Raw genomic sequence first — 24,921 nt, 5'->3', positions numbered from 1 at the left:
CCGCGACGACCGCGAGGCTGAGGGAGACGGGAAGGAATCCGGAAAGGAGTCCGGCTCGACGTGGTCCGTGCCCGACGGACCACGGTGGTCTGGAACGCAAGCGTGCATCCTCTTCTTCACTGGAGGGGGATGACCGGGAAGGCGTCGGTGAGCGCGAGGCGTCGGTGAGGACGCCTCGGCTCCCGTGGCGTCAGGAACGGCGATGTCCGTCCGGTACGAGATGCACGGATGACAGATGGTGCGGCATGCGACGCGCCCCTCCCCGTGGCGGCGCTGTTCCCCCGGTCGCTGATGGATGCGCGCAGGACGGACTGGTCGGTTCCGGCTGCGCGGGGCGTAACACTAGACAGAAGGCCGGGTGCGGGGAAGAGAGGCCGGTGCCGCTGTCGGACGACGGGTGGCGAGATCCCACCTACCGGTCGGTAGCTGTTCTCGTCCTTCGTTTCTTCACACCGCAAGGGGCGCTTGTGAAGTTCCGGTGTTCGAATGATGGATGAAGCGGTCGGATGTCGACCGAAGTTGGCCGGTAGTGAGCACCGACTGTTCGGGGGTCCGTCAGGCGCGTGCCCGCTTGCGCAGGCGCTCGTGCTGCCTGGCCCAGAAGTACTTCTGGATCAGCAGGGTGACGGTGCCCGCGAGGATGATGCCGAGCAGGTTGAGCAGCAACTGCTCGGTGGAGCCCCAGGTCTGCACGGTGTCGCCGTAGCTCAGGGCCACGGCGGCGTTGGCGGCGGCCGGGATCGTCGTCACCGAGATGGCGACACCGACCAGGGCGCCGGACTTGGCGGACGTCAGCGAGAGCGTGCCGGCCGCGCCGGCCAGGACCGCCACCACGAAGGAGAACCAGTCGGGGGCGTAGACGAAGCCGGTCTGCGGCCGTTCGCCGTTGAGCTGCTCACGGGTGAACAGGCCGACCGCGTCCATGAAGAGGCTGAAGCCCACCGTCACCGCCATCGCCACCGCGAAGCCCACCAGCAGGGCGATCACCGAGCGCAGCGCCAGACGCGGCCGGCGCCGCACCACCGCGGTGGAGAAACCGGCCAGCGGGCCGAACTCCGGACCCACCGCCATCGCGCCCACGATCAGGATCGCGTTGTCCAGCACCACACCGCAGGCCGCGATCATGGTGGCCAGCGTGATGAACGCGAGGTAGGTGACCGAGAGGGTCGACTCCTCGTGGGTCTCCTCGGCCAGGTGGTCCCACAGCACGGCGTCCGCGCTCTCGCCCGGCGCCTCCTTCTCCGCCCTGTCGGCCCGCTGCGACAGCGACAGGTCGATGTTCTCCACGGCGATGGAACCGGTCGTGTCCAGCCCCAGCCGCTGCAGTCCGCCGAGCAGGTCGTCGGCCGCCTCCCGGGCCACGTCGCACATCACGACGTCGCCGGCGGGACTGCGGGCCGCGCCCGGCAGCACGCACAGGTGCGCGGTGCCGACCGTCCCCTCGATCAGGCGTACCGCCTCGTCGGTCTTCCCGGCGGGGGTGATCAGGCGCAGGTGCAGCATGGCGGCAGCGTAGCGGTCAGAGTTTGCGCAGGCTGAGCCGCTGGACCTTGTGGTCCGGGCCCTTGCGCAGGATCAGGGCGGCCCGGCCCCGGGTGGGGGCGATGTTCTCCACCAGGTTGGGCTTGTTGATGGTGCGCCACATGGTGCGGGCGTAGTCGAGGGACTCCTCCTCGGAGACCTGGGTGTACTTGCGGAAGTACGACGACGGGTCCTGGAACGCGGTCTCGCGCAGCCGCTTGAAGCGGTTGAGGTACCAGCGCTCGATGTCCTCGGTGCGGGCGTCCACGTACACGCTGAAGTCGAAGTAGTCGGCGAGGCCGACGCGGGTGCGGCCGTCCTTGCCGGGCAGCGCGGGCTGGAGCACGTTGAGCCCCTCGACGATCAGGATGTCCGGGCGGCGCACGGTGAGCTTCTCGCCCGGCACGATGTCGTAGATGAGGTGCGAGTAGACGGGGGCGGTGACCTCGCCCTTGCCCGCCTTGATGTCGGCGACGAAACGGGTCAGCGCGCGACGGTCGTACGACTCGGGGAACCCCTTGCGCGACATCAGGCCGCGCGCCTGGAGTTCCCTCGTCGGCAGCAGGAACCCGTCCGTCGTGACCAGTTCCACGCGCGGGTGCTCGGGCCAGCGGGACAGCAGGGCCCGCAGCAGCCGGGCCACCGTGGACTTGCCGACGGCGACGGAACCGGCGACTCCTATGACGAACGGGGTGCCGGACTGGGAGCCCTGCTCACCGAGGAAGGTGTTCAGCGCTCCCCGCAGTCCGTCGGTGGCGCCGACGTAGAGATTGAGCAGCCGGGACAGCGGGAGGTAGATGTCCCGCACCTCGTCGAGGTCGATGACGTCACCGAGACCGCGCAGCCGCTCGACCTCCGCGGCCGACAGCGGCAGTGGCGTCTTGTCGCGCAGCGCGCTCCATTCGGCACGGGTGAGGTCGAGGTAGGGAGTCGCCTCCGGCCGCTGCCGGTGGGCGCTCCGGGGTATCGAGGGGACCGGAGAGATCACAGTCCATTGTTAACGGAGTCCGCACCGGGCGGCGGGTGGGCTGTGTCACGCCGGTGTCACGGTCGGATACCGGGTGATCGTTGAATGATCATCTGTCCGTCCGTCGTGTTTAGAGTGCCCGCTGTGTGCTGCGGAGTCCTCCGCACCTTCGAAGAAAGAGTTCCCTACGTGAGAACCAGCGCCGTCCGCCGTACCGCTCTCGCCGCCTCCGCCGCCGTGTTCGCCCTGCTCGTCACCGCCTGCGGTGGCTCCGGCGACGAGGACAAGGCCGGCGAGGGCAAGGGCAGGGCCGACTCGGCCGCCTCCGCCGCGCCGGCTGCCGGGGCGCTCGGCGCCGCCGAGCTGGAGAAGGCCGCGCTCGCCCAGGCGGACGTCAAGAGCGGCAAGGTAGCCACCAAGCTCGCGGCGACGGACGACATCGCCGAGGACCAGGTGACGACGGACGACGCGGCCTGCCTGCCGCTGGCCCACGCCCAGGCCGGAGTCGCCCAGGCCGAGCCGGCCGCGACCGTGAAGCGGTCCTGGACGGGCGAGCCCGTGAAGCCCTCCGAGGGCACCGACCCCGAGGACGCCCTGATGGCCTCCCTCGACGTCGACAAGATGCTGATCAACCTCGCCTCCTACGAGGGCGACGGCGCCGAGCAGGCGATGAAGGGCCTGACCGCCGCCGCCGAGAAGTGCGCGGGCGGCTTCACCGCCACCGTGTCCGGTGAGAAGGCCGAGGTCGTCGAGGTCGCCACGACCACCGCTCCCGAGGGCGGGGACGAGGCCTCCGCCGTCACCCTGACCGTGGCCGCCGACGAGAACGTCAAGGCGCCCAGCAAGATCATCGTCGTGCGCAAGGGCGCCACCCTGGTCTCCTTCAGCGCCGTCAACCTCGCCGCCGTGGCCGCCGGCGAGGACTTCGAGGTCCCGGCGGACGTCGTCGACGCCCAGCTGGCCAAGCTCGGCTGACGCGACCCGCGCCTGCGCGCTCCGTTCCCACCGGTGCTCCGGCACATCGCGCACCGGTGGGAATTTCCGATTCCGGGCACGTGGAGCCGGTTTCCGACGGCTGACGGATCGTAGGCTGCCGGGCATGTGCGGAATCGTGGGATATGTGGGGACGCAGTCGGCGCTGGACGTCGTGACGGCCGGACTGAAGCGGCTGGAGTACCGGGGGTACGACTCGGCGGGCGTCGCGGTGCAGGCCGACGGCGGGCTGGCCACGGCGAAGAGGGCCGGGAAACTGGTCAACCTCGAGAAGGAGCTGGCCGACCGGCCGCTGCCGGCCGGCACCACCGGCATCGGTCACACCCGTTGGGCCACGCACGGCGGCCCGACCGACGCCAACGCCCATCCGCACATCGACAACGCGGGCCGGGTCGCCGTCGTCCACAACGGCATCATCGAGAACTTCGCCGCCTTGCGCGCCGAGTTGGCCGAGCGCGGCCACGATCTCGTCTCCGAGACGGACACCGAGGCCGTCGCCCACCTGCTCGCCGAGGAGTTCTCCGTCTGCGCGGACCTCGCGGAGGCGATGCGGCTGGTGTGCCGGCGCCTGGAGGGCGCGTTCACCCTGGTCGCCGTGCACGCGGACGAGCCGGACGTGGTGGTCGGGGCACGCCGCAACTCGCCGCTGGTGGTGGGGGTCGGCGACGGCGAGGCCTTCCTCGCGTCGGACGTCGCCGCGTTCATCGCGCACACGCGGGACGCCGTCGAGCTGGGCCAGGACCAGGTGGTCGAGCTGCGCCGGGACGCGGTGACGGTCACCGGGTTCGACGGAAACCCGGCCGACGTCCGCTCGTACCACGTCGACTGGGACGCCTCCGCCGCCGAGAAGGGCGGCTACGCCTCCTTCATGCTCAAGGAGATCGCCGAGCAGCCGAAGGCGGTCGCCGACACCCTGCTGGGCCGCATCGACGGGTCGGGCTCGCTGACCCTGGACGAGGTCCGCATCCCGGCGGACGTACTGCGCGAGGTCGGCAAGGTCGTCGTCGTCGCCTGCGGTACGGCCTTCCACGCCGGGCTGATCGCCAAGTACGCCATCGAGCACTGGACCCGGATCCCGTGCGAGGTGGAACTGGCGAGCGAGTTCCGCTACCGGGACCCGATCCTCGACCGGCAGACCCTGGTCGTCGCCATCTCCCAGTCCGGCGAGACCATGGACACCCTGATGGCCCTGCGGCACGCCCGCGAGCAGGGCGCCAGGGTCCTCGCGATCTGCAACACCAACGGCTCGACGATCCCGCGCGAGTCGGACGCGGTGCTCTACACGCACGCCGGGCCGGAGGTCGCGGTCGCGTCGACCAAGGCGTTCCTGACGCAGTTGGTGGCGTGCTACCTGGTCGCGCTGTACCTGGGTCAGGTGCGGGGCACCCAGTGGGCCGACGAGATCCGCGCGGTGGTGCGCGACCTGTCCTCGATCGCCGGTGCGGTGGAACGGGTCCTGGAGACGATGGAGCCGGTGCGCGAGCTGGCCCGTTCCCTCGCCGGCAAGGACACGGTGCTGTTCCTGGGCCGGCACGTCGGCCATCCGGTCGCGCTGGAGGGCGCGCTCAAGCTCAAGGAACTCGCCTACATGCACGCGGAGGGCTTCGCCGCGGGTGAGCTGAAGCACGGGCCGATCGCCCTGATCGAGGACGACCTGCCGGTGGTCGTGGTCGTCCCGTCGCCGCGCGGCCGGTCCGTCCTGCACGACAAGCTCGTCTCCAACATCCAGGAGATCCGGGCGCGGGGTGCCCGCACGATCGTCGTCGCGGAGGAGGGCGACGAGGCGGTCGTCCCGTACGCCGACCACCTGATCCGCGTTCCGGCGACGCCGACGCTGCTTCAGCCGCTGGTGGCGACGGTGCCGTTGCAGGTGTTCGCGTGCGAGTTGGCTACGGCGCGGGGCAACGAGGTGGACCAGCCGCGGAATCTCGCGAAGTCGGTGACGGTGGAGTAGGTCCGGCTGGACGGGGTGTGCCCGGGCGGGGCGGGGTCCGGCTGGACGGGGTCTGCCGGTGGCCGTTGGCCGCCCGCTTCTTGGTCGGTGTCGTGCTTCCGCGACCCGGCGGTGGGTGGGGGGTGGGGGAGGGGGCCCGGGTTCCGTGAGCACTTCGGGGCGAAGTGCTCACGGAACCCGAAGGGGGTGCCGCCGACCGCGTCCGAGGGGCACTCGGGTGGTGCTGGTGGTCCGGGGCGGCGGCCCGGTGACCCGGCCTTCACCCGTCGGCCGGTCGGCCTGTCTCCGGCCCGGCCGCAATAAGGTGCCCGCATGAGCATCATCGGAGTGGGGATCGACGTGGCCGAGATCGAGCGGTTCGCGGCGTCCCTGGAGCGGACACCCGGGCTGGCCCGGCGGCTGTTCGTGGAGAGCGAGCTGCTGCTGCCCAGCGGGGAGCGGCGCGGTGTCGCCTCGCTCGCCGCGCGGTTCGCCGCGAAGGAGGCGCTGGCCAAGGCGCTGGGGGCACCCGCGGGGCTGTACTGGACCGACGCCGAGGTGTGGTGCGAGGACAGCGGGCAGCCGCAGTTGCGGGTCAAGGGGACGGTGGCGGCCCGGGCCGCGGAGCTCGGCGTACGGTCCTGGCACGTGTCGCTCAGTCATGACGCCGGAGTCGCCTCGGCGGTCGTGATCGCGGAGGGATGACGCCGGTGCCGCCCGCCGCGGAAATGTCGTGGGTGACAGGCATGCGTGCTTCGAGTGGAACGGGGTAGACGCGGAGAGCCGGTGCCCCGAGCGGGCCGATCGAACAGGGAGGGCGAACAGTGACGTCGACGATGGCACGGACCGACCGAGCTCAAGGCACGACCGAGCTGCCGGAGGTCGCCGATCCCGGCCAGGTCGCGCCGCGGGACGCCCGCGAGCTGTCCAAGCAGTTCTTCCAGCGGCTGACCGAGCTGGAGGAGGGCACTCCCGAGTACCAGTACGCGCGCAACACGCTGATCGAGATGAACATGTCCCTGGTCCGCTTCGCGGCCGGCCGGTTCCGCAGCCGCGGGCCGGAGGAGATGGAGGACATCGTCCAGGTCGGCATGATCGGACTGATCAAGGCCATCGACCGGTTCGAGCTGACCCGCGAAGTGGAGTTCACCTCCTTCGCGATCCCCTACATCGTGGGTGAGATCAAGCGGTTCTTCCGGGACACCTCCTGGTCCGTGCACGTGCCGCGCCGCCTGCAGGAGGCCCGGGTGCAGCTCGCCCGCGCCACCGAGGAACTGCGCAGCCGGCTGGGCCGTACGCCCACGGTCGCCGAGCTGGCGCAGCTGATGAGCCTGACCGAGGAAGAGGTCAACGAGGCGCGGATCGCCGCCAACGGCTACAACTCCTCCTCGCTGGACGCGGCCATCGGCAGCGAGCCGGACGGCGAGAGCGTGCTCGCGGACTTCATCGGCTGCGAGGACGCCGCCCTGGAACTGGTCGAGGACTTCCACGCCCTGGCCCCGATGATCGCCGAACTCGACGAGCGCGAGCGCCGGATCGTCCACTGGAGGTTCGTCGAGGAGCTGACCCAGGCGGAGATCGGCGAACGGCTGGGCTGCTCCCAGATGCACGTCTCCCGGCTGCTCTCCCGCACGCTGAAGCGGCTGCGCGCGGGCATGCTCACCACGAACTGAGGCAAGGCCCGGGGGACGGGTACGCGGGGCGCGGCACGGCGGGCCGCGCCCCGCGCGGCGTGTCGGTCCGCTAACAGATCGACTGACTGCTGTTCACCAGCCGGTTGTTGCGGAACGTGGTGTTCTCGCCGCAGGGGCTCTCCCGGATCGACGAGTTCGTCACCGTCAGGTTCTGGACGGTGATGTCCCTGTTGTTGGCGAACTCCGAACGCGCCGCCAGGCGGATCTCGCCGCCGCCGGTGACCGTGCCGCTCTGGGCGGCGAGGTTCACGTTGTAGCAGTTCTCGATCAGGATCGCGTTGTTGCCGGTGCCGGAGAGGGTGATCCGGTCGATCGTCGCGCCGCCGCTCTCCGAGACGCAGAACACACCGCGCCCGCCGCCGCGCGCGACGACCTCGCCCACCCGGATGTTGGTGGGGTAGGAACCGCCGATCCGGCCGTTGCGGTTGGCCATGCGGAAGGCGGCATACCCGGTGCCGGTGCCCGCGTTCTCCGCGTCGACCTTGGTGACCGTGGCGTTGACGGTCTCGTTCAGCAACAGGCCCGACTCGCCGACGTCGCGGGCGGTCACCGTGCCGACGGTGAGGCCGTCGACGCCGTAGGTCTCCACGGCGTGACTGGATGCGCCGGAGACGTAGACGTTGTCGATGCGCACGTTACGGGTCCACTGGCTGGTGTCGCCGCGGTTGTCGATGCGGACGCCGAGGCCGCCCGACAGCCGCATGTCGATCTGGCCGAGGACGACGTTCTGCACGTTGCGCATGAAGATGCCGTACAGCGGGGCGCCGGTGACGTTGAGGTGCTGCACCTCGACGTCCCGGGTGCCGCGGGAGTAGACCGGGGCCTGGTCGCCGGAGCCGCTGCCGGTGACGTTGACGGTGCCGCAGACGTCGAGGACCGTGTAGCTCGGCAGGGAGATGCGGGAACCGGCGGAGAGGGAACCCGAGCCGCGGACCACGACCCGTTCCTTGCTCGTGCGGCCGGAGGACAGGCTGCCGATCGCCGCCTGCACGGCCGCGCGCATGTCGCTGCCGGTGTAGACGGTGCTGCTGCCGCGCCGGGCGGTCCAGGTGCTGCCGCTCAGCACGGCCTCGGCCTGGTAGGAGCCGTCGCCGCAGGCGGCGGCCCGGGCGGGGGCCGGGGCGGCGGTCATGGCGGTGGCGGCCGCGGTGGCGGGGGCCGTCATGGTGCCGGCGGTGGTGAGGAGTGCGGTGGCGCCGGCTGCGGCGAGGAGTGCGGCTCTGCGTCCCATGGATCCTCTGCTTCCGTCGTCGAACCGATTCGACTGAATCGATTCATCCTGTGGGGGGCCGGAAGTCTGGCAAGGGCGGGGTACCGCGTCAAGGCGATGCGCCGAGCGGACGGGCCTCGCTGTTACGGGAGTTGAGGCGCCCCGTGCGGGAAACTCGGACGCATGCGTACTGCGTACAGCGTGGAGACGGTCAGGGCGGCGGAACGGGAACTGATGGCACGGCTGCCGGAGGGGACGCTGATGCGACGCGCCGCCGCCGGACTCGCCGCCGCCTGCGCGGACCTGCTGGGGCGGGTGTACGGCAGCAGGGTCGTCCTGCTGGTCGGCAGCGGCGACAACGGCGGTGACGCCCTGTACGCCGGCGCCCGGCTGGCCCGGCGCGGCGCGGGCGTGAGCGCGGTGCTGCTCGCGCCGGAGCGCGCCCACGCCGGAGGGCTCGCGGCGCTGCGCCGGGCGGGCGGACGGGCGGTGGGCGTGGAAGCGGCCGAGGAGCTGATCGGACGGGCCGGTCTCGTCGTCGACGGCATCGTCGGCATCGGCGGCAGGGGCGGCCTGCGCCCGGAAGCGGTACCGCTCGCCGAGGCCGCCGAGCGGGCGCGGGCCGCGGTGGTCGCCGTCGATCTGCCGAGCGGTGTCGACGCCGACACCGGGGAGGTGCGCGGAGCGGCGGTCCGCGCGGACCTCACCGTCACGTTCGGCACGCACAAACCGGGGCTGCTGATCGATCCGGCGCGGGAGTACGCGGGGACCGTGCGGCTGGTCGGCCTCGGGCTGGACCTGCCGGCCGAGCCGGCCCTGGAGGCACTGCAGCACGCGGACGTGGCCCGGCTGCTGCCGGTGCCGGCCGCCGAGAGCGACAAGTACCGGCGGGGCGTCGTCGGGATCGCGGCCGGATCCGCCCGCTACCCCGGGGCCGCGGTGCTCGCGGTGGCGGGCGCGCTGCGGGGCGGCGCCGGGGCCGTACGGTACGTCGGGCCCGCCGGGCAGGCCGTGATCGCCCGCTACCCCGAGACGCTGGTGTCGGACCGGGGTCCGAGGCACGCGGGGCGGGTGCAGGCGTGGGTGGTCGGACCGGGCGCCGGGGACGACGCGGCGACGGTCGCGGAGGTGCTGGCGGCGGACGTACCGGTGCTGATCGACGCGGACGGGCTGCGGCTGGCGCAGGCGCAGGCCGTGCGGGCCCGCCGGGCGCCGACCCTGATGACCCCGCACGCCGGGGAGGCCGCCGCACTGCTCGGCGTCGAACGGGAGCGGGTCGAGGGCGGCCGGCTGTCCGCCGTGCGGGAACTGGCGCGGCGGTACGGGGCGACCGTGCTGCTGAAGGGCTCCACGACCCTGGTCGCCGACGCGGACGGCGGGCCCGTACGGGTCAACCCGACGGGCACGTCCTGGCTGGCCACGGCCGGCAGCGGCGACGTCCTGTCGGGCCTCGCCGGCTCACTCCTGGCGGCGGGCCTCTCCCCGGTGGACGCGGCGGGCGCGGCGGCCTACCTCCACGGCCTGGCGGGCCGCCTCGCGGCCGACGGTGCGCCGATGGGGGCCCACGACGTCGCGGAGACGGTCGCGGAGGCCTGGCGGGACGTCGCACGAGGACAGCGGGGGTGCACGCCCCGGACCGGTCACGGCGCTCTGAGACACTGGGCGGGATGAACGAGACAGTCGCCCCGAGCGGTGCGGAGCTGCGGGCCCGCGCCGAGATCGACCTGGCCGCCGTGCGGGCCAACGTACGGGCCCTGCGCGGGCGCGCGCCCGGCGCCGCCCTCATGGCCGTCGTCAAGGCCGACGGGTACGGGCACGGCGCCCTCGCGTGCGCGCGGGCGGCCGTCGAGGCCGGGGCGACCTGGCTGGGCACCGCCACCCCGCAGGAGGCACTCGCGCTGCGCGCGCCCGGCGCCGGGGTCCCGGCCGGCGTACGGATCATGTGCTGGCTGTGGACGCCCGGCGGGCCCTGGCGGGAGGCGGTCGAGGCCGATCTCGACGTGTCCCTGAGCGGCCTGTGGGCGCTGGACGAGGCCATCCGGGCCGCGCGCCTCGCCGGGCGGCCCGCCCGGGTGCAGCTCAAGGCCGACACGGGGCTCGGGCGGGGCGGGTGCCAGCCGGGTGAGGACTGGGCGGAGCTGGTCGCGGGGGCGCTGCGCGCCGAGGCCGAGGGGCTGCTGCGGGTCACCGGCCTGTGGTCGCACTTCGCCTGCGCCGACGAGCCGGGACATCCCTCGATCGCCGCCCAGCTGACCCGGTTCCGGGAGATGGTGGCGTACGCGGAGCGGCAGGGCGTCGACCCCGAGGTGCGGCACATCGCCAACTCGCCCGCCACCCTCACCGTCCCCGAGAGCCACTTCGACCTCGTCCGCCCCGGCATCGCGATGTACGGGGTCTCGCCCAGCCCCGGGATCGGCAGCCCCGCCGACCTCGGACTGCGCCCGGTGATGACCCTGTCCGCCGCGCTGGCCCTGGTGAAGCACGTCCCGGGCGGCCACGGCGTCAGCTACGGCCACCACTACGTCACCCCGGGCGCGACCACCCTCGGCCTGGTCCCGCTCGGGTACGCGGACGGCGTCCCGCGCCACGCCTCCTCCGCCGGGCCGGTGCTCGTCGAGGGCAAGTGGCGCACGGTCGCGGGACGGATCGCGATGGACCAGTTCGTCGTCGACCTGGGCGGCGACGAGCCGGGGCCGGGTGCCGAGGCGGTCCTCTTCGGACCCGGCGACCGGGGCGAGCCCACCGCGGAGGACTGGGCGCAGGCGGCCGGAACCATCGCCTACGAGATCGTGACCCGCATCGGAAGCCGCGTCCCGCGCGTCTACGTGAACGGGCGCCAAGGCGGGTAGCCCCCTTGGAGACACACGGAGACGCGCAACACACGGAGACGCGCAACACACGGAGACGCGTGGCGACATGCAGCGGCCCGAAGCGGCAAGGAGCGACGTGTACCCGCACGCGGTGACCCGTGGAGCCATGCGGAGACCCACCCCGAAGACCGAGACGGCACGGACGCCGGTCGGCGGCCCGGCGAAGAGGAGCGGTACGTGAGCGAGAGCAGCGCGGGGGCCGCGGCCGCCGCCACGGCGGCCGTCGTCTCCGCCGCCGGCGCGCCCGGGGCACCCGGGGTGCCCGGCGGGAGCTGGCGCCGCGCCACCGGCGTCGCGGGCATCGCGATAGGCGTGCTCGCCACCGGGGCCGCCGCGGGCGTCGCCATAGAGCGGATGACGGTCGGCCGGGGCATACGGGCGAAGGCCAGGCTGGCCCTGGACTCCGCGGGCCCGTACGGCACGCTGCGCGGCACGCCCGGCAAGGCGTACGCCGATGACGGCACCGAGCTGTACTACGAGGTCGACGACGTCGACCCCGACCCGGCCGCGACCCCCGCGCGGCGCCGCCGGCTCTTCGGCCGCAGGGCCCCGGCCCCGGTCACCGTCGTCTTCAGCCACGGTTACTGCCTCACCCAGGACTCCTGGCACTTCCAGCGGGCCGCGCTCAGGGGCGTGGTGCGGACCGTGTACTGGGACCAGCGCAGCCACGGCCGTTCGGCGCGGGGCGCGGCGCAGGCGGAGCGGGGCGAGCCGGTCACCATCGAGCAGCTGGGGCGCGACCTGAAGGCCGTCATCGACGCGGCGGCGCCCGAGGGGCCGATCGTGCTGGCCGGTCACTCCATGGGCGGGATGACGGTGATGGCCCTCGCCGACGTGTACCCGGAGCTGGTCCGGGAGCGGGTCGTGGGCGTCGCCCTGATAGGCACGTCCTCGGGACGCCTCGGCGAGGTCAACTTCGGGCTGCCGGTGGCCGGCGTCAACGCGGTGCGGCGGGTGCTGCCGGGGGTGCTGAAGGCGCTCGGGCAACGGGCCGAACTGGTGGAGAAGGGGCGCCGGGCCACCGCGGACCTGTTCGCCGGGATCATCAAGCGGTACTCCTTCGCGTCCCGCGACGTCGATCCGGCCGTCACCCGGTTCGCCGAGCGGATGATCGAGAGCACCCCGATCGACGTGGTCGCCGAGTACTACCCGGCGTTCGGCGACCACGACAAGACCGAGGCCCTCACCCGCTTCGCGGACCTGCCGGTGCTGGTGCTGGCCGGGGTGCGGGACCTGGTGACACCCGGCGAGCACAGCGAGGCCATCGCCGATCTGCTGCCGGACGCGGAACTGGTGCTGGTCCCGGACGCCGGGCACCTGGTGATGCTGGAACACCCGGAGGCCGTCACCGACCGCCTCGCCGACCTGCTCACCCGCGCGGGCGCGGTGCCCGCAGGGGCTACCGTGGACGGCTATGGAAGCAGCAGCACCGCACAACCCGGCTGAGCCGTCCGCGCCCTGCGTCGGACTGACCGTCACCTCCCCCGAGCAGATGCGCGAACTGGGGCGCAGACTCGCCGGACTGCTCCGCGCGGGGGACCTGGTCCTGCTCTCCGGCGAGCTCGGCGCGGGCAAGACCACGCTGACCCGGGGCCTGGGCGAGGGACTCGGCGTACGGGGCGCGGTCACCTCCCCGACGTTCGTGATCGCCCGGGTGCACCCGTCACTGGGGGGCGGTCCGCCGCTGGTCCACGTCGACGCCTACCGGCTCTCCGGCGGGCTGGACGAGATGGAGGACCTCGATCTCGACGTCTCGCTGCCGGAGTCGGTGATCGTCGTGGAGTGGGGCGAGGGCAAGGTCGAGGAGCTGGCCGAGGACCGCCTCCACCTCGTCATCCACCGGGCGGTCGGCGACACCGCGGACGAGGTGCGGCACGTGACCGTGACGGGCCTGGGCGCGCGCTGGAGGGGGACCGGCCTGAGCGCGCTGTCCGCCTGAGCGGTCGCGGGTGCTCCGCACCGTGTTCCGTACATTCCGACAACGCGTCGGCAAAGTGTTGCGTTCGGCGTCCCGGCCGTGGTCACATGGTATCCAGTTCGTAGTTAGGTCTACCTAACCACGCCCGCCCCCGACCCTCAGGAGGCGTCCATGCCGGCCACCCAGAGCGCTCGTGAGTCCACGGCGCAGCCGCAGCCGCTTTCCGGGGTGCCCATGCGTGATCTGCTCGCCGCCTGCGCCGCGGCCGCCGCGGTCTCCACCCCGCCCCGCGCTCCCGAGGCCCGGCGCCGCGAGCCGGTGGAGGGCCGCCGCGAGGCGGCCTAGGGACCGGCCCGGCAACCGGCTCAGGGGACGACGACGACCTTCCGGCCGATCGTCGCGAACGACCACATCGCCGCGCCGTCCGCACGGGTCTCGCGGATGCCGCCCGTCCGCTCCCCGGGGTCGACGCGCGGTGCCGAGCCGTCGACCGCCGCGCTGAACCCGATCACCGTGCCGGCGACGTCGGCGAAGCGCACCACGTGCTCGACCGGAACGCCGTCCGATCCGGTGACCGCCCGGGACCGGGACGTGACCCGGTAGGTGCCCGGCGCCGGGTCCACCGTGCTGGGACTGACCCCGAAGGTGCGCCGCACCTTCCCGCCGTCCTCGACCAGCCACACCCGGTCGTCGTCCAGCGAGTACACCACCCGGACGCCCCGCCCCGAGCGCGCGGGCAGGGCGGCGGGAGGGCCGTCGCCGCCCCGCGGGACCTGGTGGGCGGCCGCCGCGGCGCCGGCACCCGGACGGCTCAGCCCGGCCGGGACGTTCACCGCCGCCTGACGGCCGAGGAGGCCGACCGTCGCGAGGGCCGCCGCGGTCAGCCCCGCGACGACCATCGAGCTGGTGCCTGCCACCGTCGTCACCTCCGTCCCGCGATGGCCCGTCGTGTACGCACGTCGATGCGACCGTAGCAGTACGTGACCGCCCGGCCCGTGCGGCCGTGGCGGGGGCGCGGGAGCCGTAGGCTGTTTGCGTGCTCTTGCTCGCTCTGGATACCGCCACCCCCGCCGTCACCGTCGCGCTGCACGACGGCGACGACGTCATCGCCTCGTCGAGCCAGGTGGACGCCCGCCGCCACGGCGAGCTGCTGCTCCCGGCGATCGACCGGGTGCTCACCGAGGCAGGTCTGAAGCTGGACGCCGTCACCGGGATCGTCGTCGGCGTCGGACCCGGGCCGTACACCGGGCTGCGGGTCGGCCTGATGACCGCGGACGCCTTCGGGCTCGCGCTCGGCGTCCCCGTGCACGGTGTGTGCACGCTGGACGGCCTCGCCCGCGCGGCCGACCTGCAGGGCCCCTTCGTCGTGGCGACCGACGCCCGCCGCAAGGAGGTCTACTGGGCACGCTACGCGGACTCCCGCACCCGGCTGACCGAGCCCGCCGTGGACCGGCCCGCCGACATCGCCGGGCAGGTGAAGGGCCTGCCCGCGGTCGGCGCCGGCGCGCTGCTGTACCCGGACACCTTCCCCGACGCGCACGAGCCCGAGCACGTGTCCGCCGCCGCCCTGGCCCGGCTGGCCGCGGAGCGGCTGGCGGCCGGCGGGGAACTGCCCGCGCCCCGGCCGCTGTACCTGCGCCGGCCCGACGCCCAGGTCCCCAGGAACTACAAGGTGGTCACCCCCAAGTGACCGGAACCGACACCGCCGTGCTGCGCGAGATGCGCTGGTGGGACATCGACCCCGTACTGGAGCTGGAGCGGGAACTGTTCCCCGAGGACGCCTGGTCGCGGGGGATGTTCTGGTCCGAGCTGGCCCACTCGCGCGGCCCCGGGGCGACCCGGCGCTATGTCGTCGCCGAGGAGGACGACCACCGGATCGTCGGCTACGCCGGCCTCGCCGCGGCCGGCGCGGAGAGCGGGGGCGGCTCGGAGGCCGCGGCCGGCGCGGAGGCCGGGGGCGGCTCCGACGCGGTCGCCGACGTCCAGACCATCGCCGTCACCCGGGACCACTGGGGCACCGGCCTCGGCTCCCGGCTGCTGACCGAACTGCTGCGGGCGGCGACCGCGTTCGACTGCGCCGAAGTGATGCTGGAGTGCCGGGTCGACAACGTCCGCGCCCAGAAGCTCTACGAGCGCTTCGGCTTCGAGACCATCGGCGTCCGCCGCGGCTACTACCAGCCGGGCAACGTGGACGCCCTGGTGATGCGACTGACCGATCCGTCCACCACCGTCGACCCGGCGAACCCCGGCAGCGGCAACGGCGTACAAGGAACCGAGACCCATGGCTGACGAACCCCTGGTACTGGGGATCGAGACCTCCTGCGACGAGACCGGCGTCGGCATCGTCCGCGGGACCACCCTGCTGGCGGACGCCATCGCCTCCAGCGTCGACGAGCACGCCCGCTTCGGCGGCGTCGTCCCCGAGGTCGCCTCCCGGGCCCACCTGGAGGCGATGGTGCCGACCATCGACCGCGCGCTGAAGGAGGCGGGGGTGAGCGCCCGCGACCTGGACGGCATCGCCGTCACCGCCGGTCCCGGACTCGCCGGCGCGCTGCTGGTCGGCGTCTCGGCGGCGAAGGCGTACGCCTACGCGCTCGGCAAGCCCCTGTACGGCGTCAACCACCTCGCCTCGCACATCTGCGTCGACCAGCTGGAGCACGGCGCCCTGCCCGAGCCGACGATGGCGCTGCTGGTGTCCGGCGGGCACTCCTCGCTGCTGCTGTCGAGCGACATCACCTCCGACGTCCGCCCGATGGGCGCCACCATCGACGACGCGGCCGGCGAGGCCTTCGACAAGATCGCCCGCGTGCTGAACCTCGGCTTCCCCGGCGGCCCGGTGATCGACCGGTACGCGCGCGAGGGCGACCCGGCCGCCATCGCCTTCCCACGCGGCCTGACCGGCCCGCGCGACCCGGCGTACGACTTCTCCTTCTCGGGGCTGAAGACGGCCGTGGCCCGCTGGATCGAGGCCAGGCGGGCGGCGGGGGAGGAGGTGCCGGTGCGCGACGTGGCGGCGTCCTTCCAGGAGGCGGTCGTGGACGTGCTCACCCGCAAGGCCGTACGGGCCTGCAGGGACGAGGGCGTCGACCATCTGATGATCGGCGGCGGTGTGGCCGCCAACTCCCGGCTGCGGGCCCTCGCCCAGGAGCGCTGCGAGGCGGCCGGCATCCGGCTGCGCGTGCCGCGCCCCAAGCTGTGCACGGACAACGGCGCGATGGTGGCCGCGCTGGGGGCGGAGATGGTCGCCCGGAACCGTCCGGCCTCCGACTGGGACCTGTCGGCGGACTCCTCCCTGCCGGTGACGGACCCGCACGTCCCGGGTACCGCCCACCCGCACGACCACCACGACCAGCACCACGACCACGTGCACGAGACCGCCGGGAAGAACCTGTACTCATGACGGTCGCGCTGATGTGGGAGGCCCGGGCGCTGCCCGGCCGGGGCGCGGACCTGCTGGCCTGGGCGCGGACACGGGCCCGCGAACTCCCCGGCGGCCCCCTGCGCCGCGAGACCTTCCGGGCCCCGCAGGACAGGGTCCTGGTCATCACCTGGTGGGACGCCCCGTACGACGCGGACCTCCCCGAACTTCCCGAGCCGGACGGGGAACTGGTCGCACGCGCGGCGCACCGGTGGCGGTTCGAGTCGCTCGGGGACGCCTGACGTCCCCGCCGCCGGAGCGTTCAGGCGGGCGGGGCGCCGGTGCCGGCGGACGCCGGTGACCGCCGGCTGACCGAGAGCTCCCACGGCCGGGCCCCGACGTGGCCCCGCCACAGCACCAGCCCGTGCCGGCGCTCCCAGTGGGCGATCAACGCGGCCTTGCCCAGCCAGCTCAGGGCCGACCACACCGGTATCGCGAGCACCGCCGCCTCCCAGAACAGGGCGATGGGCAGGGTGAGCACCAGGTACGTGGCGAAGAGACCGGGACCGAACCAGTCGCCGCGCAGGGAACGGGCTTCGGGCGGCACCACGTCGATGTCCTCGACGGGTACCGCCTGCTCGAAGTCCCGTACCTCGCTCACCCACTTGAGCCTGGTCGCGCCGAGGAGGGTGAACACCACGGCGCCCACGAGCAGGCCGGCGGACAGCTTCACCAGGCCCCCGGCGTTCGACGGCACCGAGAACCCGTGGACCAGGCCCAGCGCCGCCCCGGAGACGACGGCCGCGGCGAGCGCCGCGAAGACGGCCCGCAGTTCGTGGTGCAGCAATCTGTCCATCGCGTCCCCCGTCACCCCGCGCGCGGAGGCCACACGCCCCGGGCCGCCTCCGCCCCGCACCCCCGCCGCCGGCCGGCACCGAGCTCCCGCGGCGCACCGGTGAGGGCGTGCCGGACGGTGTGCCGGACGTCCGCGCGGGATGCCGCCAACCGTAGTTCCGGCACGCCGGGCCCGGCCACCCGCCGGCCTGAACGGTCGGTGAACGCCCAGAGGCCCGCGTGGAAGCGGAACGTCCCCCGTGTCACCGCTCCGGGTGCCGCCCGTGCCCGCCCCGTGCCGCGGACGGTCACGCGGACGTCGTGCGAGCCGTTCGTGCCGAGCTCCGTCGGTTCGGATCCCCCTTCGGCGAATGTTTCGGATGATTAATCGAATGGTTCGGATGCCCATGGTGTCCCGAGGTCTTCGTCAGGAGGTCCCGCGGGGTTACGATCGCGGCCATGACTTCCCCGCAGCCCGCTGAAACCCGGAGGCAAGGGCGCGGCGCGCAGACCGCGACCCTCGCCGAAATCGCCCGCGAGGCCGGCGTCTCCGCGCCGACTGTTTCGAAGGTCCTCAACGGGCGGGCCGACGTCGCCCCCGCCACCCGGAGCCGGGTCGAGCAGCTGCTGCGCGCCCACGGTTACCGGCGCCGCCGCGCCGAGGCCACCCGCTCACCCCTGATCGACCTGGTCTTCCACGAGCTGGAGAGCGCCTGGGCGATGGAGGTCATCCGGGGCGTGGAGAACGTGGCCAGGGACGCCGGCCTGAGCGTCGTCCTCTCCGAGAGCGCGGGCCGGCTCACCCCGGGGCGCACCTGGGCCGACCAGGTCGCCGCGCGCCGCCCGCACGGCGTGATCCTCGTGCTGTCCGGTCTCGACGAGTCCGGGCGGGCCCTGCTGACCAGCCGTTCCATCCCGTTCGTGGTGATGGACCCGGCCGGCGACCCCGGCACCGACGTGCCCTCCATCGGCGCGACCAACTGGCAGGGCGGACTCGCCGCCACCCGGCACCTGGTGGAGCTGGGACACACCCGGATCGGGGCGATCAGCGGGCCCACGCGGATGATGTGCAGCCGCGCCCGTGTCGATGGCTACCGGGCCGCCCTGGAGACCGCGGGACTCCCGGTGGATCCCGGGCTGATCATGACGGGCGACTTCCACCACGAGGCCGGCTACCGGCAGGGCCTCGCCCTGCTGCGCCGCGAGGACCGGCCCACCGCCGTCTTCGCCGGCAACGACCTCCAGGCCCTCGGGCTGTACGAGGCGGCGCGCGAGCTGGGACTGCGGATCCCGGAGGACCTGAGCGTGGTCGGGTTCGACGACCTGCCGGTGGCCCGCTGGGTGGGGCCGCCGCTGACGACCGTACGGCAGCCGCTGACGGAGATGGCGGAGGAGGCGGCCAAGCTGGTCCTCGACCTGGGCAAGGGCGAGGACGCGCAGGCCGCGACCCGGGTCGAGCTGGCGACGAGCCTGGTGGTGCGCAGCAGCACGGCGGCGCCGGCGGGGACATGAGCCGGTCCGAAAGTTTCGGCGCGACGGAAGTCTGAGAATTTGCCAAGAAAAATGGCCGGGAGTCGCTGCTCGTCATAATTCGGACTTACGTTCCTGCCCGTGACGGAACACCAGGGGAGCGGCGGGACCGGGGACATCGGGGCGGCCGGCAGCGACGGCGGTGACGGCGGCAGCAGCGGCGGCGGGGAGGCCGGGGCCGGGACCGGGGGCACGGGCATACGGACCGGCCGGCGGGCGCGGGCGCTGAGGATCACCGGCCGCACGCTGGCGGGCCTGCTCCTGCTGGGCGCCGGAGCGGCCGGCTGGGCGTACTGGCAGCTCGAGGACAACATCCGCAGCGTCGACATCGACGGCGCCCTCGGCGACGACCGCCCGGCCGGGGCCGTGACCGCCCCGTCCCCGAACGCGGCCGGCACGGCCTCACCGCTGCCGGCCGGGTCGCTGACCATCCTGGTGCTCGGCTCGGACTCGCGCAGCGGCGAGGAGAACCGGGCGCTCGGCGGCGGCGAGGACGCGGGGGCGCGCTCCGACACCGCCATGGTCGTCCACCTCGACGCCGGCCGGACCGGCGCGACGGTGGTCAGCATCCCGCGCGACACCCTCGTCGACCGGCCCGCCTGCCCCCTGCCCGACGGCGGATCGACGCAGCCGGTGTCCGGCGCGATGTTCAACAGCGCCTACGAGGTGGGCGGACCGGTGTGCGCGGTGAAGACCGTGGAGTCGTTCACGGACGTCCGCATGGACCACTACATCGAGATCGACTTCGCCGGCTTCGCCCGCCTGGTCGACGCGCTCGGCGGGGTCACCGTCACCACGGACGAGGACATCGACGACGACCGCAGCCACCTCACCCTGGAGGCCGGTACCCACCACCTCGACGGCACGGACGCCCTCGCCCTGGCCCGCACCCGGTACGGCATCGGCACGGGCAGCGACCTCGACCGCATAGAACTCCAGCACCGGCTGGTCAAGGCGCTCCTGGAGCAGATCGCGGACCGCGACCTGCTGACCGCCCCCACCGGGCTGTACGAGGTCGCCGACGCCGTCACCGGCAGCCTGACCACCGACACCGGGCTGGACTCGCTCGGCGAACTGGTGAGCCTGGGCCGGAGTCTCAAGGGGCTGTCGTCCGACGGCGTCACCACCCTGACCATGCCGGTGCTGCCCGCGCCCTGGGACCCCGACCGCGTGGTGGCGGACGAGCCGGACGCGGGCGAGCTGTGGGCTTCGCTGAGGTGAGCCGGGCGGGCCGGGACGCGCGGCGGAGCGCGGTGGGCAGGAGGATCCGGAAAAACTTCGGCGCGGGTGTCGATTCCGGTGTCTCCCGTTCGACGCAGGGGTGAGGGGCCGGGAAGGGCCCGGCCCGCACGACACCAGGAGTCACCATGCCGCGCTACCTCTCCATGATCCGGATCGACGAGAACAACGCCCCCGCCGAGGGACCGAGCCCCGAGCTGATGCGGCGCATGGGCGAGCTGATCGAGGAGATGACGAAGGCCGGGGTCCTGCTGGACACCGCCGGGCTGGCCCCGACCGCCCAGGGCACCCGGGTGCACTACGAGGGCGGGGAACTGTCCGTGACCGACGGGCCGTTCACCGAGTCCAAGGAGGTCATCGGCGGCTACTCGATGCTGCAGGCCAAGGACAGGGCCGAGGCGATCGAGTGGACCAGGCGGTTCCTGAAGGTGCACGAGGCGCACTGGACGGTGACCTGCGAGGTGCGGGAGGTCATGGAGGCCTGAACGGAGCCGGGGAACCTCCTTGGCCCCGTCGCCGTACGGGTGTCTGATGGTGGGCTGTGACACCGCAGCCCACCGCCGGCCCGCCCGGTACGGCCCAGACCGTCGAGACCGTCTTCCGCATGGAATCGCCCCGGGTGATCGCCGGCGTGGCCCGTATCGTCCGGGACGTCGGCATCGCCGAGGAACTCGCGCAGGACGCCCTGGTCGCCGCGCTGGAGCAGTGGCCGGCCGACGGCGTGCCCGACAACCCGGGCGCCTGGCTCATGGCCACCGCCCGCAACCGTGCCGTCGACCTGGTCCGCCGCCGGGAGAACTACGCCCGCAAGCTGGCCGAGATCGGCCGGGACCGGTCGACGGCCGCGGGACCGCCCGGGGAGCCGGCCGACCCGGAGGACATCGACGACGACCTCCTCCGGCTCGTCTTCACCGCCTGCCACCCCGTCCTGTCCGCCGAGGCCCGCACCGCCCTCACCCTGCGGCTGCTCGGCGGCCTGACCACGGCCGAGATCGCCCGTGCCTTCCTCGTCCCGGAACCGACGGTGGCCCAGCGCATCGTGCGCGCCAAGCGCACCCTGGCGACCCGGAACATCGCCTTCGAGGTGCCCTGCGGCCCCGACCGCGAGGCCCGTCTCGGCTCGGTCCTCGACGTCATCTACCTGATCTTCAACGAGGGGTACGCCGCCACGGCCGGCGACGACTGGCTGCGGCCCGCCCTGTGCGAGGACGCGCTGCGGCTGGCCCGCGTGCTGTCCGCACTGATGCCGAAGGAACCCGAGGTGCACGGCCTGACCGCGCTGCTGGAGTTCCAGGCCTCCCGGACCGCCGCCCGCACCGGCCCGGACGGCGAACCGGTCCTCCTGAAGGACCAGAACCGCGCCCGCTGGAACCGCATGCTCATCGCCCGCGGCGTCACCGCCCTCGCCCGCGCCGCCGGCGCCGGTGCCCCGGGCCCGTTCGTCCTCCAGGCGGCCATCGCCGCCTGCCACGCGCACGCCCACCGCTACGAGGAGACCGACTGGCCCCGCATCGCCGGCCTGTACGCCCTCCTCGCCGCCCGCGCCCCCTCCCCGGTCGTCGAACTCAACCGGGCGGTCGCCGTCTCCCTGGCCGAGGGACCCGCCGCCGCGCTGCCCCTCGTCGACGCCCTGACCGGCGTACCGGCGCTGCGGGACTACCACCTGCTGCCGAGCGTCCGCGGCGACCTGCTGGCGCGTCTGGGCCGTACGCGGGAGGCGCGGGCGGAGTTCGCGCGTGCGGCGTCGCTGACCCGCAACGAGCGGGAGCGCGGCCTGCTGCTGCGGCGGGCGGCGGAGACCGGACGCGCCACCGGGGCCTGATCACCCGCCCGGGGAACTCACCGCACCGGGTGCCCCAGCAGCATGGACGGGGCGCCGTCCACCCGGGTGAGGAACACCGTGACGGACGCGGCGCCCTGGGGCTTGGGGAGGACCTTGCGCCGCAGTTCCTCCGGTTCCACCGCCGAGCCGCGCTTCTTGACGGTCAGCGTGCCGACCCGGCGCTCGCGCAGCAGCGCCTTCAGCTTCTTGGCGTTGAACGGGAGCCGGTCGGTGAGCTCGTAGGCGGTGGCGTACGGCGTGGGGCGGTGCTCGTCCGCCGTGACGTAGGCGATGGTCGCGTCGATCAGCCCGCCGCCGAGCCGCTCGGCGACCTCGGCGACGAGATGCGCCCGGATGACGGCGCCGTCGGGCTCGTACAGGAACCGGCCGGGCGGGCGGACCGCCGGGTCGGGCAGGCCGCGGGAGAGCAGGGTGTGCGGGCCGGGGAGGAGGGTCGCCCGGACCGCCCCCGGACCGGTCCCCCCACCGGTGCCGAACCACAGCACCGCCTCCTTCACGTCCCCGCCGTCCGAGATCCACTCGGCCTCCGCGTCGCCGGGCACGGCCTCGTGCGGGATGCCGGGCGCGACCTTGAGCGCGGCGGCGCGGGACGCCGTGCGGGCCGCCCCGACCGCCCAGGACAGCGGGGGCGAGTACGCCTCGGGGTCGAAGATCCGGCCCCGGCCGCCGCGCCGGGCCGGATCGACGAAGACGGCGTCCCAGCCGGCCGTGTCCACCTCCGTCACGTCCCCCTCGCGCACCTCGATGAGATCCGCGAGCCCCAGCGCGCCGGCGTTCGCCCGGGCCGCCGCCGCGGTGAGCGGGTCCCGGTCCACGGCCAGTACCCGGATGCCGGCGCGGGCCAGCGCGACGGCGTCCCCGCCGATCCCGCAGCACAGGTCGGCCACGGACGTCACGCCCAGTTCGCGGAACCGCCGCGCCCGGTACGCCGCCACGCTCGCCCGGGTCGACTGCTCCACCCCGTCGGGTGTGAAGAACATCCGCCGGGCGTCCTCCGCCCCGAACTTCGCCACCGCCCGCTGCCGCAGCCGCGCCTGGCCGAGCGCCGCCGACACCAGTTCGGCGGGGTGCTCGCGGCGCAGCCGGGTCGCGACGGCCAGTTCGTGCGCCGGGTCGGTGTCGCGCACCTCGTCGAGGAGGGCGCGGCCTTCGGGGGTGAGGAGGGGGGCGAGGTCGTTCACCGGCTCATTGTGGGCCAGTCGGTGGACCGTACGCCTCCGGCCGCGGTGTCGGGCCCGGTTCCGGATCCCGGACTGCGAGGATCCGGCCCCATGCGAGTAGTAGGACAAAACGACAAAACGCGGGGCATGGGGTGGTCGCGGGGCGGGGCGCGGGCCGCACTCGCGGTCCTCGCTCTCGCCGTCCTGGCACCGGCCTGCGGACGGCCCGGCGCCGAGGTCGCCCCGGCGGGCGGCCAGCAGCCGCTCGAGGCGCCGCCGGCCCGCGCGCTCGACGCCTACGCCACGAAACTGCGCGCCGCGCACGCCGCCAGGGCCGCCGCCGCGCGCCGCTGGGGACTCCGGCGCGTGCCCCTCACCGCCCCGCCGCCCCCGGCGAGGAAGCCGAGGATCACCACCCGCGACGGCTTCGAGGTCGAGGGCCACCGGCGGCTGGACCTCCCCCCGGTCTTCACCACCGTCCCCACCCGGGACAGGGTCGTCTTCCTCACCATCGACGACGGCGCCGAGAGGGACCCGGCGTTCGTGCGCATGATGCGCGAGCTGCGCGTCCCCTACTCCGCCTTCCTCAGCGACTACCTCGTCAAGGAGGACTACGGATACTTCGGGAAGATGCGGGACGACGGCGCCGGCCTGCACAACCACACCCTGCGCCACCCCTACCTGCCGGCCCTGTCCCACGCCCGCCAGAAGCGCGAGATCTGCGGCATGCAGGAGGTCATGGAGAAGCGCTACGGCAAGCGCCCCGCCCTCTTCCGCCCGCCCTACGGCAACTACGACAAGGCCACCCTGCGCGCCGCCAAGGCCTGCGGCATCACCCACGTCCCGCTCTGGAACGCGGAGGTCTTCGCCGACCGCTGGGAGTACCGCGAGTGGGACCGCGCACTGCACCCGGGCGACATCGTCCTCACCCACTTCCGGGGCCGCGAGGACTGGAAGGGCACGATGCCGGACATGATCCGCCGTTTCCTGCACAAGGTCACGGCCGAGGGCTACGCGGTGGCGCGGCTGGAGGACTACCTGTGAGGCGCCGGGGCGCGCCGGGAGCCGCCCGCCGGGGCGCGCCGCGAACCGCTCTGCTGGCGGCCGCCGTCCTGCTGGCCGTGCTCGCCGGGTGCGGCCGGCAGGCGGGCCCGGGGGACGCGGCGGTCCGGCCGCCCGGGGGCGGTCCGGCGGCGGGAGGCGAGGTGCCGCCCGTCGTCGACCGCGTGCCGACCGGCGACAAGGTGGTCTTCCTCACCTACGACGACGGCGCCGAACGCGATCCCCGCTTCATCGACCTGGTGCGCGAACGCCGGCTCCCCGTCAGCATGTTCCTCACCGACAGCGTGGCGGGACCCGGTTACGCCCACTTCGCCCGCCTGCGCTCGGTCGGCGCGAGCCTGCAGAACCACACCCTCGACCATCCCGCCCTGCGCGGTCTGCCCTACGCAGGCCAGCGCGCCGAGATCTGCGGCCAGCAGCGCAAGCTGGCGTCCCGCTTCGGCGTCCGCCCCCGCCTCCTGCGCCCGCCCTACGGCGCGTACGACACCACGACCCTGCGGGCCGCCGCGGACTGCGGCATCGCGGCGGTGGTGCTCTGGCGGGTGACGCTGGAAGCCGACGGCCACCTCACGTACACCCGCGGCCCCCGACGCCCGGTCCCGGGCGACATCGTCTCCGTACCGTCGGGCGAGGTCCCGCCCCTGACCCTGGCGGAGCGCACGACCCGCCTGCTGCGGGAACTGGGGGAGCGGGGCCTGGGGGTCGGCCGCCTGGAGGACCACCTCGAACACCGCTGAGCCCGCTCCGGCCGGACCCGCGGACGCCGCTCGCTCCCGGCCCGTCCGGCGA

At 73.8% G+C, this 24,921-nt stretch carries 25 protein-coding genes; 19 read left to right on the top strand and 6 right to left on the bottom strand.

Annotated elements, in window-relative coordinates:
- Positions 1-555: 555 nt before the first annotated feature.
- Together ACF07S_RS03165 and coaA are read right to left on the bottom strand one after the other, a co-directional pair.
- A complete protein-coding gene (locus ACF07S_RS03165) occupies positions 556-1,503 on the bottom strand; it encodes a DUF389 domain-containing protein (RefSeq protein ID WP_391961778.1) in 948 nt (315 codons plus the stop codon).
- A gap of 16 nt (positions 1,504-1,519) precedes the next feature.
- Entirely contained in the window at positions 1,520-2,509 is a 990-nt protein-coding gene (coaA, locus tag ACF07S_RS03160) for a type I pantothenate kinase (RefSeq protein ID WP_391961777.1), read from the bottom strand.
- A gap of 168 nt (positions 2,510-2,677) precedes the next feature.
- On the opposite strand from coaA, the gene ACF07S_RS03155 reads away from it, so the two are divergent.
- From ACF07S_RS03155 to ACF07S_RS03140, 4 genes are all read left to right on the top strand, one after another.
- A complete protein-coding gene (locus ACF07S_RS03155; RefSeq protein ID WP_391973296.1) occupies positions 2,678-3,463 on the top strand; it encodes a hypothetical protein in 786 nt (261 codons plus the stop codon).
- A gap of 124 nt (positions 3,464-3,587) precedes the next feature.
- Positions 3,588-5,435 carry a glutamine--fructose-6-phosphate transaminase (isomerizing) gene (gene glmS, locus ACF07S_RS03150; RefSeq protein ID WP_391973295.1) on the top strand — a complete coding sequence of 616 codons (1,848 nt, stop codon included), beginning with the start codon at positions 3,588-3,590 and terminating at the stop codon, positions 5,433-5,435.
- Between the two features lie 312 nt (positions 5,436-5,747).
- A complete protein-coding gene (locus tag ACF07S_RS03145) occupies positions 5,748-6,119 on the top strand; it encodes a holo-ACP synthase (protein WP_391961774.1) in 372 nt (123 codons plus the stop codon).
- 131 nt (positions 6,120-6,250) lie between these two features.
- A complete protein-coding gene (locus tag ACF07S_RS03140) occupies positions 6,251-7,087 on the top strand; it encodes an RNA polymerase sigma factor SigF (RefSeq protein ID WP_391961773.1) in 837 nt (278 codons plus the stop codon).
- A gap of 70 nt (positions 7,088-7,157) precedes the next feature.
- Here the strand turns inward: ACF07S_RS03140 and ACF07S_RS03135 are convergent, their stop codons facing one another.
- Complete coding sequence (locus ACF07S_RS03135; RefSeq protein ID WP_391961772.1) at positions 7,158-8,339, bottom strand: hypothetical protein; 1,182 nt, start codon at positions 8,337-8,339, stop codon at positions 7,158-7,160.
- 162 nt (positions 8,340-8,501) lie between these two features.
- Between ACF07S_RS03135 and ACF07S_RS03130 the strand changes: the two genes are divergently transcribed.
- The 5 genes from ACF07S_RS03130 to ACF07S_RS03110 all read left to right on the top strand — a co-directional run bounded on the left by ACF07S_RS03130 (position 8,502) and on the right by ACF07S_RS03110 (position 13,451).
- Complete coding sequence (locus tag ACF07S_RS03130; RefSeq protein WP_391961771.1) at positions 8,502-9,989, top strand: NAD(P)H-hydrate dehydratase; 1,488 nt, start codon at positions 8,502-8,504, stop codon at positions 9,987-9,989.
- Positions 9,986-11,167, top strand: a complete 1,182-nt coding sequence (gene alr / locus ACF07S_RS03125; RefSeq protein WP_391961770.1) for an alanine racemase — start codon at positions 9,986-9,988, stop codon at positions 11,165-11,167. The genes ACF07S_RS03130 and alr overlap by 4 nt, the downstream gene beginning before the upstream one ends.
- Before the next feature lie 198 nt (positions 11,168-11,365).
- Positions 11,366-12,634 (top strand): alpha/beta fold hydrolase, encoded by a 1,269-nt coding sequence (locus ACF07S_RS03120; protein WP_391961769.1) that lies wholly within the window; start codon positions 11,366-11,368, stop codon positions 12,632-12,634.
- On the top strand, positions 12,603-13,127 hold the full coding sequence (gene tsaE / locus ACF07S_RS03115) for a tRNA (adenosine(37)-N6)-threonylcarbamoyltransferase complex ATPase subunit type 1 TsaE (RefSeq protein WP_391961768.1): 525 nt from the start codon (positions 12,603-12,605) through the stop codon (positions 13,125-13,127). The genes ACF07S_RS03120 and tsaE overlap by 32 nt, the downstream gene beginning before the upstream one ends.
- Positions 13,128-13,277: 150 nt before the next feature.
- Positions 13,278-13,451, top strand: a complete 174-nt coding sequence (locus tag ACF07S_RS03110) for a hypothetical protein (RefSeq protein WP_391961767.1) — start codon at positions 13,278-13,280, stop codon at positions 13,449-13,451.
- 20 nt (positions 13,452-13,471) lie between these two features.
- On the opposite strand, the gene ACF07S_RS03105 is transcribed toward ACF07S_RS03110, so the two are convergent.
- On the bottom strand, positions 13,472-14,023 hold the full coding sequence (locus ACF07S_RS03105) for a hypothetical protein (protein ID WP_391961766.1): 552 nt from the start codon (positions 14,021-14,023) through the stop codon (positions 13,472-13,474).
- Positions 14,024-14,142: 119 nt separating this feature from the next.
- Between ACF07S_RS03105 and tsaB the strand changes: the two genes are divergently transcribed.
- The 4 genes from tsaB to ACF07S_RS03085 are packed head-to-tail and all read left to right on the top strand — an operon-like array spanning position 14,143 to position 16,766.
- Positions 14,143-14,796, top strand: a complete 654-nt coding sequence (gene tsaB, locus ACF07S_RS03100) for a tRNA (adenosine(37)-N6)-threonylcarbamoyltransferase complex dimerization subunit type 1 TsaB (RefSeq protein ID WP_391961765.1) — start codon at positions 14,143-14,145, stop codon at positions 14,794-14,796.
- On the top strand, positions 14,793-15,395 hold the full coding sequence (locus ACF07S_RS03095; RefSeq protein WP_391961764.1) for a GNAT family N-acetyltransferase: 603 nt from the start codon (positions 14,793-14,795) through the stop codon (positions 15,393-15,395). The genes tsaB and ACF07S_RS03095 overlap by 4 nt, the downstream gene beginning before the upstream one ends.
- On the top strand, positions 15,388-16,506 hold the full coding sequence (gene tsaD / locus ACF07S_RS03090) for a tRNA (adenosine(37)-N6)-threonylcarbamoyltransferase complex transferase subunit TsaD (protein ID WP_391961763.1): 1,119 nt from the start codon (positions 15,388-15,390) through the stop codon (positions 16,504-16,506). The genes ACF07S_RS03095 and tsaD overlap by 8 nt, the downstream gene beginning before the upstream one ends.
- Entirely contained in the window at positions 16,503-16,766 is a 264-nt protein-coding gene (locus ACF07S_RS03085; RefSeq protein WP_391961762.1) for a hypothetical protein, read from the top strand. Before tsaD ends, ACF07S_RS03085 begins: the two co-directional genes overlap by 4 nt.
- A 20-nt stretch (positions 16,767-16,786) precedes the next feature.
- Here the strand turns inward: ACF07S_RS03085 and ACF07S_RS03080 are convergent, their stop codons facing one another.
- The gene (locus tag ACF07S_RS03080; protein WP_391961761.1) at positions 16,787-17,320 is read right to left on the bottom strand and encodes a hypothetical protein; all 534 of its coding nucleotides are present in this window, start codon (positions 17,318-17,320) and stop codon (positions 16,787-16,789) included.
- A 437-nt stretch (positions 17,321-17,757) separates the two neighbouring features.
- Here ACF07S_RS03080 and ACF07S_RS03075 point away from each other — a divergent pair, with 437 nt between their 5' ends.
- The 4 genes from ACF07S_RS03075 (at position 17,758) to ACF07S_RS03060 (ending at position 21,889) form a co-directional block, all read left to right on the top strand.
- Positions 17,758-18,810, top strand: a complete 1,053-nt coding sequence (locus ACF07S_RS03075; RefSeq protein WP_391961760.1) for a LacI family DNA-binding transcriptional regulator — start codon at positions 17,758-17,760, stop codon at positions 18,808-18,810.
- Positions 18,811-19,026: 216 nt separating this feature from the next.
- A complete protein-coding gene (locus ACF07S_RS03070; RefSeq protein ID WP_391973333.1) occupies positions 19,027-20,049 on the top strand; it encodes an LCP family protein in 1,023 nt (340 codons plus the stop codon).
- Positions 20,050-20,195: 146 nt separating this feature from the next.
- Entirely contained in the window at positions 20,196-20,552 is a 357-nt protein-coding gene (locus tag ACF07S_RS03065; RefSeq protein ID WP_391961759.1) for a YciI family protein, read from the top strand.
- A 56-nt stretch (positions 20,553-20,608) separates the two neighbouring features.
- Positions 20,609-21,889 carry an RNA polymerase sigma factor gene (locus ACF07S_RS03060; RefSeq protein WP_391973294.1) on the top strand — a complete coding sequence of 427 codons (1,281 nt, stop codon included), beginning with the start codon at positions 20,609-20,611 and terminating at the stop codon, positions 21,887-21,889.
- A 17-nt stretch (positions 21,890-21,906) separates the two neighbouring features.
- Here ACF07S_RS03060 and ACF07S_RS03055 read toward each other — a convergent pair whose 3' ends face one another.
- A complete protein-coding gene (locus ACF07S_RS03055; protein WP_391961757.1) occupies positions 21,907-23,091 on the bottom strand; it encodes a methyltransferase domain-containing protein in 1,185 nt (394 codons plus the stop codon).
- Between the two features lie 126 nt (positions 23,092-23,217).
- Between ACF07S_RS03055 and ACF07S_RS03050 the strand changes: the two genes are divergently transcribed.
- Complete coding sequence (locus ACF07S_RS03050; RefSeq protein ID WP_391973293.1) at positions 23,218-24,114, top strand: polysaccharide deacetylase family protein; 897 nt, start codon at positions 23,218-23,220, stop codon at positions 24,112-24,114.
- Positions 24,111-24,869 (top strand): polysaccharide deacetylase family protein, encoded by a 759-nt coding sequence (locus tag ACF07S_RS03045; protein WP_391961755.1) that lies wholly within the window; start codon positions 24,111-24,113, stop codon positions 24,867-24,869. The genes ACF07S_RS03050 and ACF07S_RS03045 overlap by 4 nt, the downstream gene beginning before the upstream one ends.
- The last annotated feature ends 52 nt before the right edge of the window (positions 24,870-24,921 follow it).

This window comes from Streptomyces sp. NPDC016640 (assembly GCF_043076215.1).
In the GTDB taxonomy this organism is placed as follows: Bacteria; Actinomycetota; Actinomycetes; order Streptomycetales; family Streptomycetaceae; genus Streptomyces.
This window is presented reverse-complemented; position numbering and strand designations above follow the sequence as displayed.

Bases quoted from the DNA above. Each gene is read 5' to 3' on its own strand.
- ACF07S_RS03165 (WP_391961778.1), bottom strand. From the start codon at position 1,503: ATGCTGCACCTGCGCCTGATCACCCCCGCCGGGAAGACCGACGAGGCG.
- glmS (WP_391973295.1), top strand. From the start codon at position 3,588: ATGTGCGGAATCGTGGGATATGTGGGGACGCAGTCGGCGCTGGACGTC.
- ACF07S_RS03145 (WP_391961774.1), top strand. From the start codon at position 5,748: ATGAGCATCATCGGAGTGGGGATCGACGTGGCCGAGATCGAGCGGTTC.
- ACF07S_RS03140 (WP_391961773.1), top strand. From the start codon at position 6,251: ATGGCACGGACCGACCGAGCTCAAGGCACGACCGAGCTGCCGGAGGTC.
- ACF07S_RS03135 (WP_391961772.1), bottom strand. From the start codon at position 8,339: ATGGGACGCAGAGCCGCACTCCTCGCCGCAGCCGGCGCCACCGCACTC.
- ACF07S_RS03130 (WP_391961771.1), top strand. From the start codon at position 8,502: ATGCGTACTGCGTACAGCGTGGAGACGGTCAGGGCGGCGGAACGGGAA.
- alr (WP_391961770.1), top strand. From the start codon at position 9,986: ATGAACGAGACAGTCGCCCCGAGCGGTGCGGAGCTGCGGGCCCGCGCC.
- tsaE (WP_391961768.1), top strand. From the start codon at position 12,603: ATGGAAGCAGCAGCACCGCACAACCCGGCTGAGCCGTCCGCGCCCTGC.
- ACF07S_RS03110 (WP_391961767.1), top strand. From the start codon at position 13,278: ATGCCGGCCACCCAGAGCGCTCGTGAGTCCACGGCGCAGCCGCAGCCG.
- tsaD (WP_391961763.1), top strand. From the start codon at position 15,388: ATGGCTGACGAACCCCTGGTACTGGGGATCGAGACCTCCTGCGACGAG.
- ACF07S_RS03085 (WP_391961762.1), top strand. From the start codon at position 16,503: ATGACGGTCGCGCTGATGTGGGAGGCCCGGGCGCTGCCCGGCCGGGGC.
- ACF07S_RS03080 (WP_391961761.1), bottom strand. From the start codon at position 17,320: ATGGACAGATTGCTGCACCACGAACTGCGGGCCGTCTTCGCGGCGCTC.
- ACF07S_RS03075 (WP_391961760.1), top strand. From the start codon at position 17,758: ATGACTTCCCCGCAGCCCGCTGAAACCCGGAGGCAAGGGCGCGGCGCG.
- ACF07S_RS03065 (WP_391961759.1), top strand. From the start codon at position 20,196: ATGCCGCGCTACCTCTCCATGATCCGGATCGACGAGAACAACGCCCCC.
- ACF07S_RS03050 (WP_391973293.1), top strand. From the start codon at position 23,218: ATGGGGTGGTCGCGGGGCGGGGCGCGGGCCGCACTCGCGGTCCTCGCT.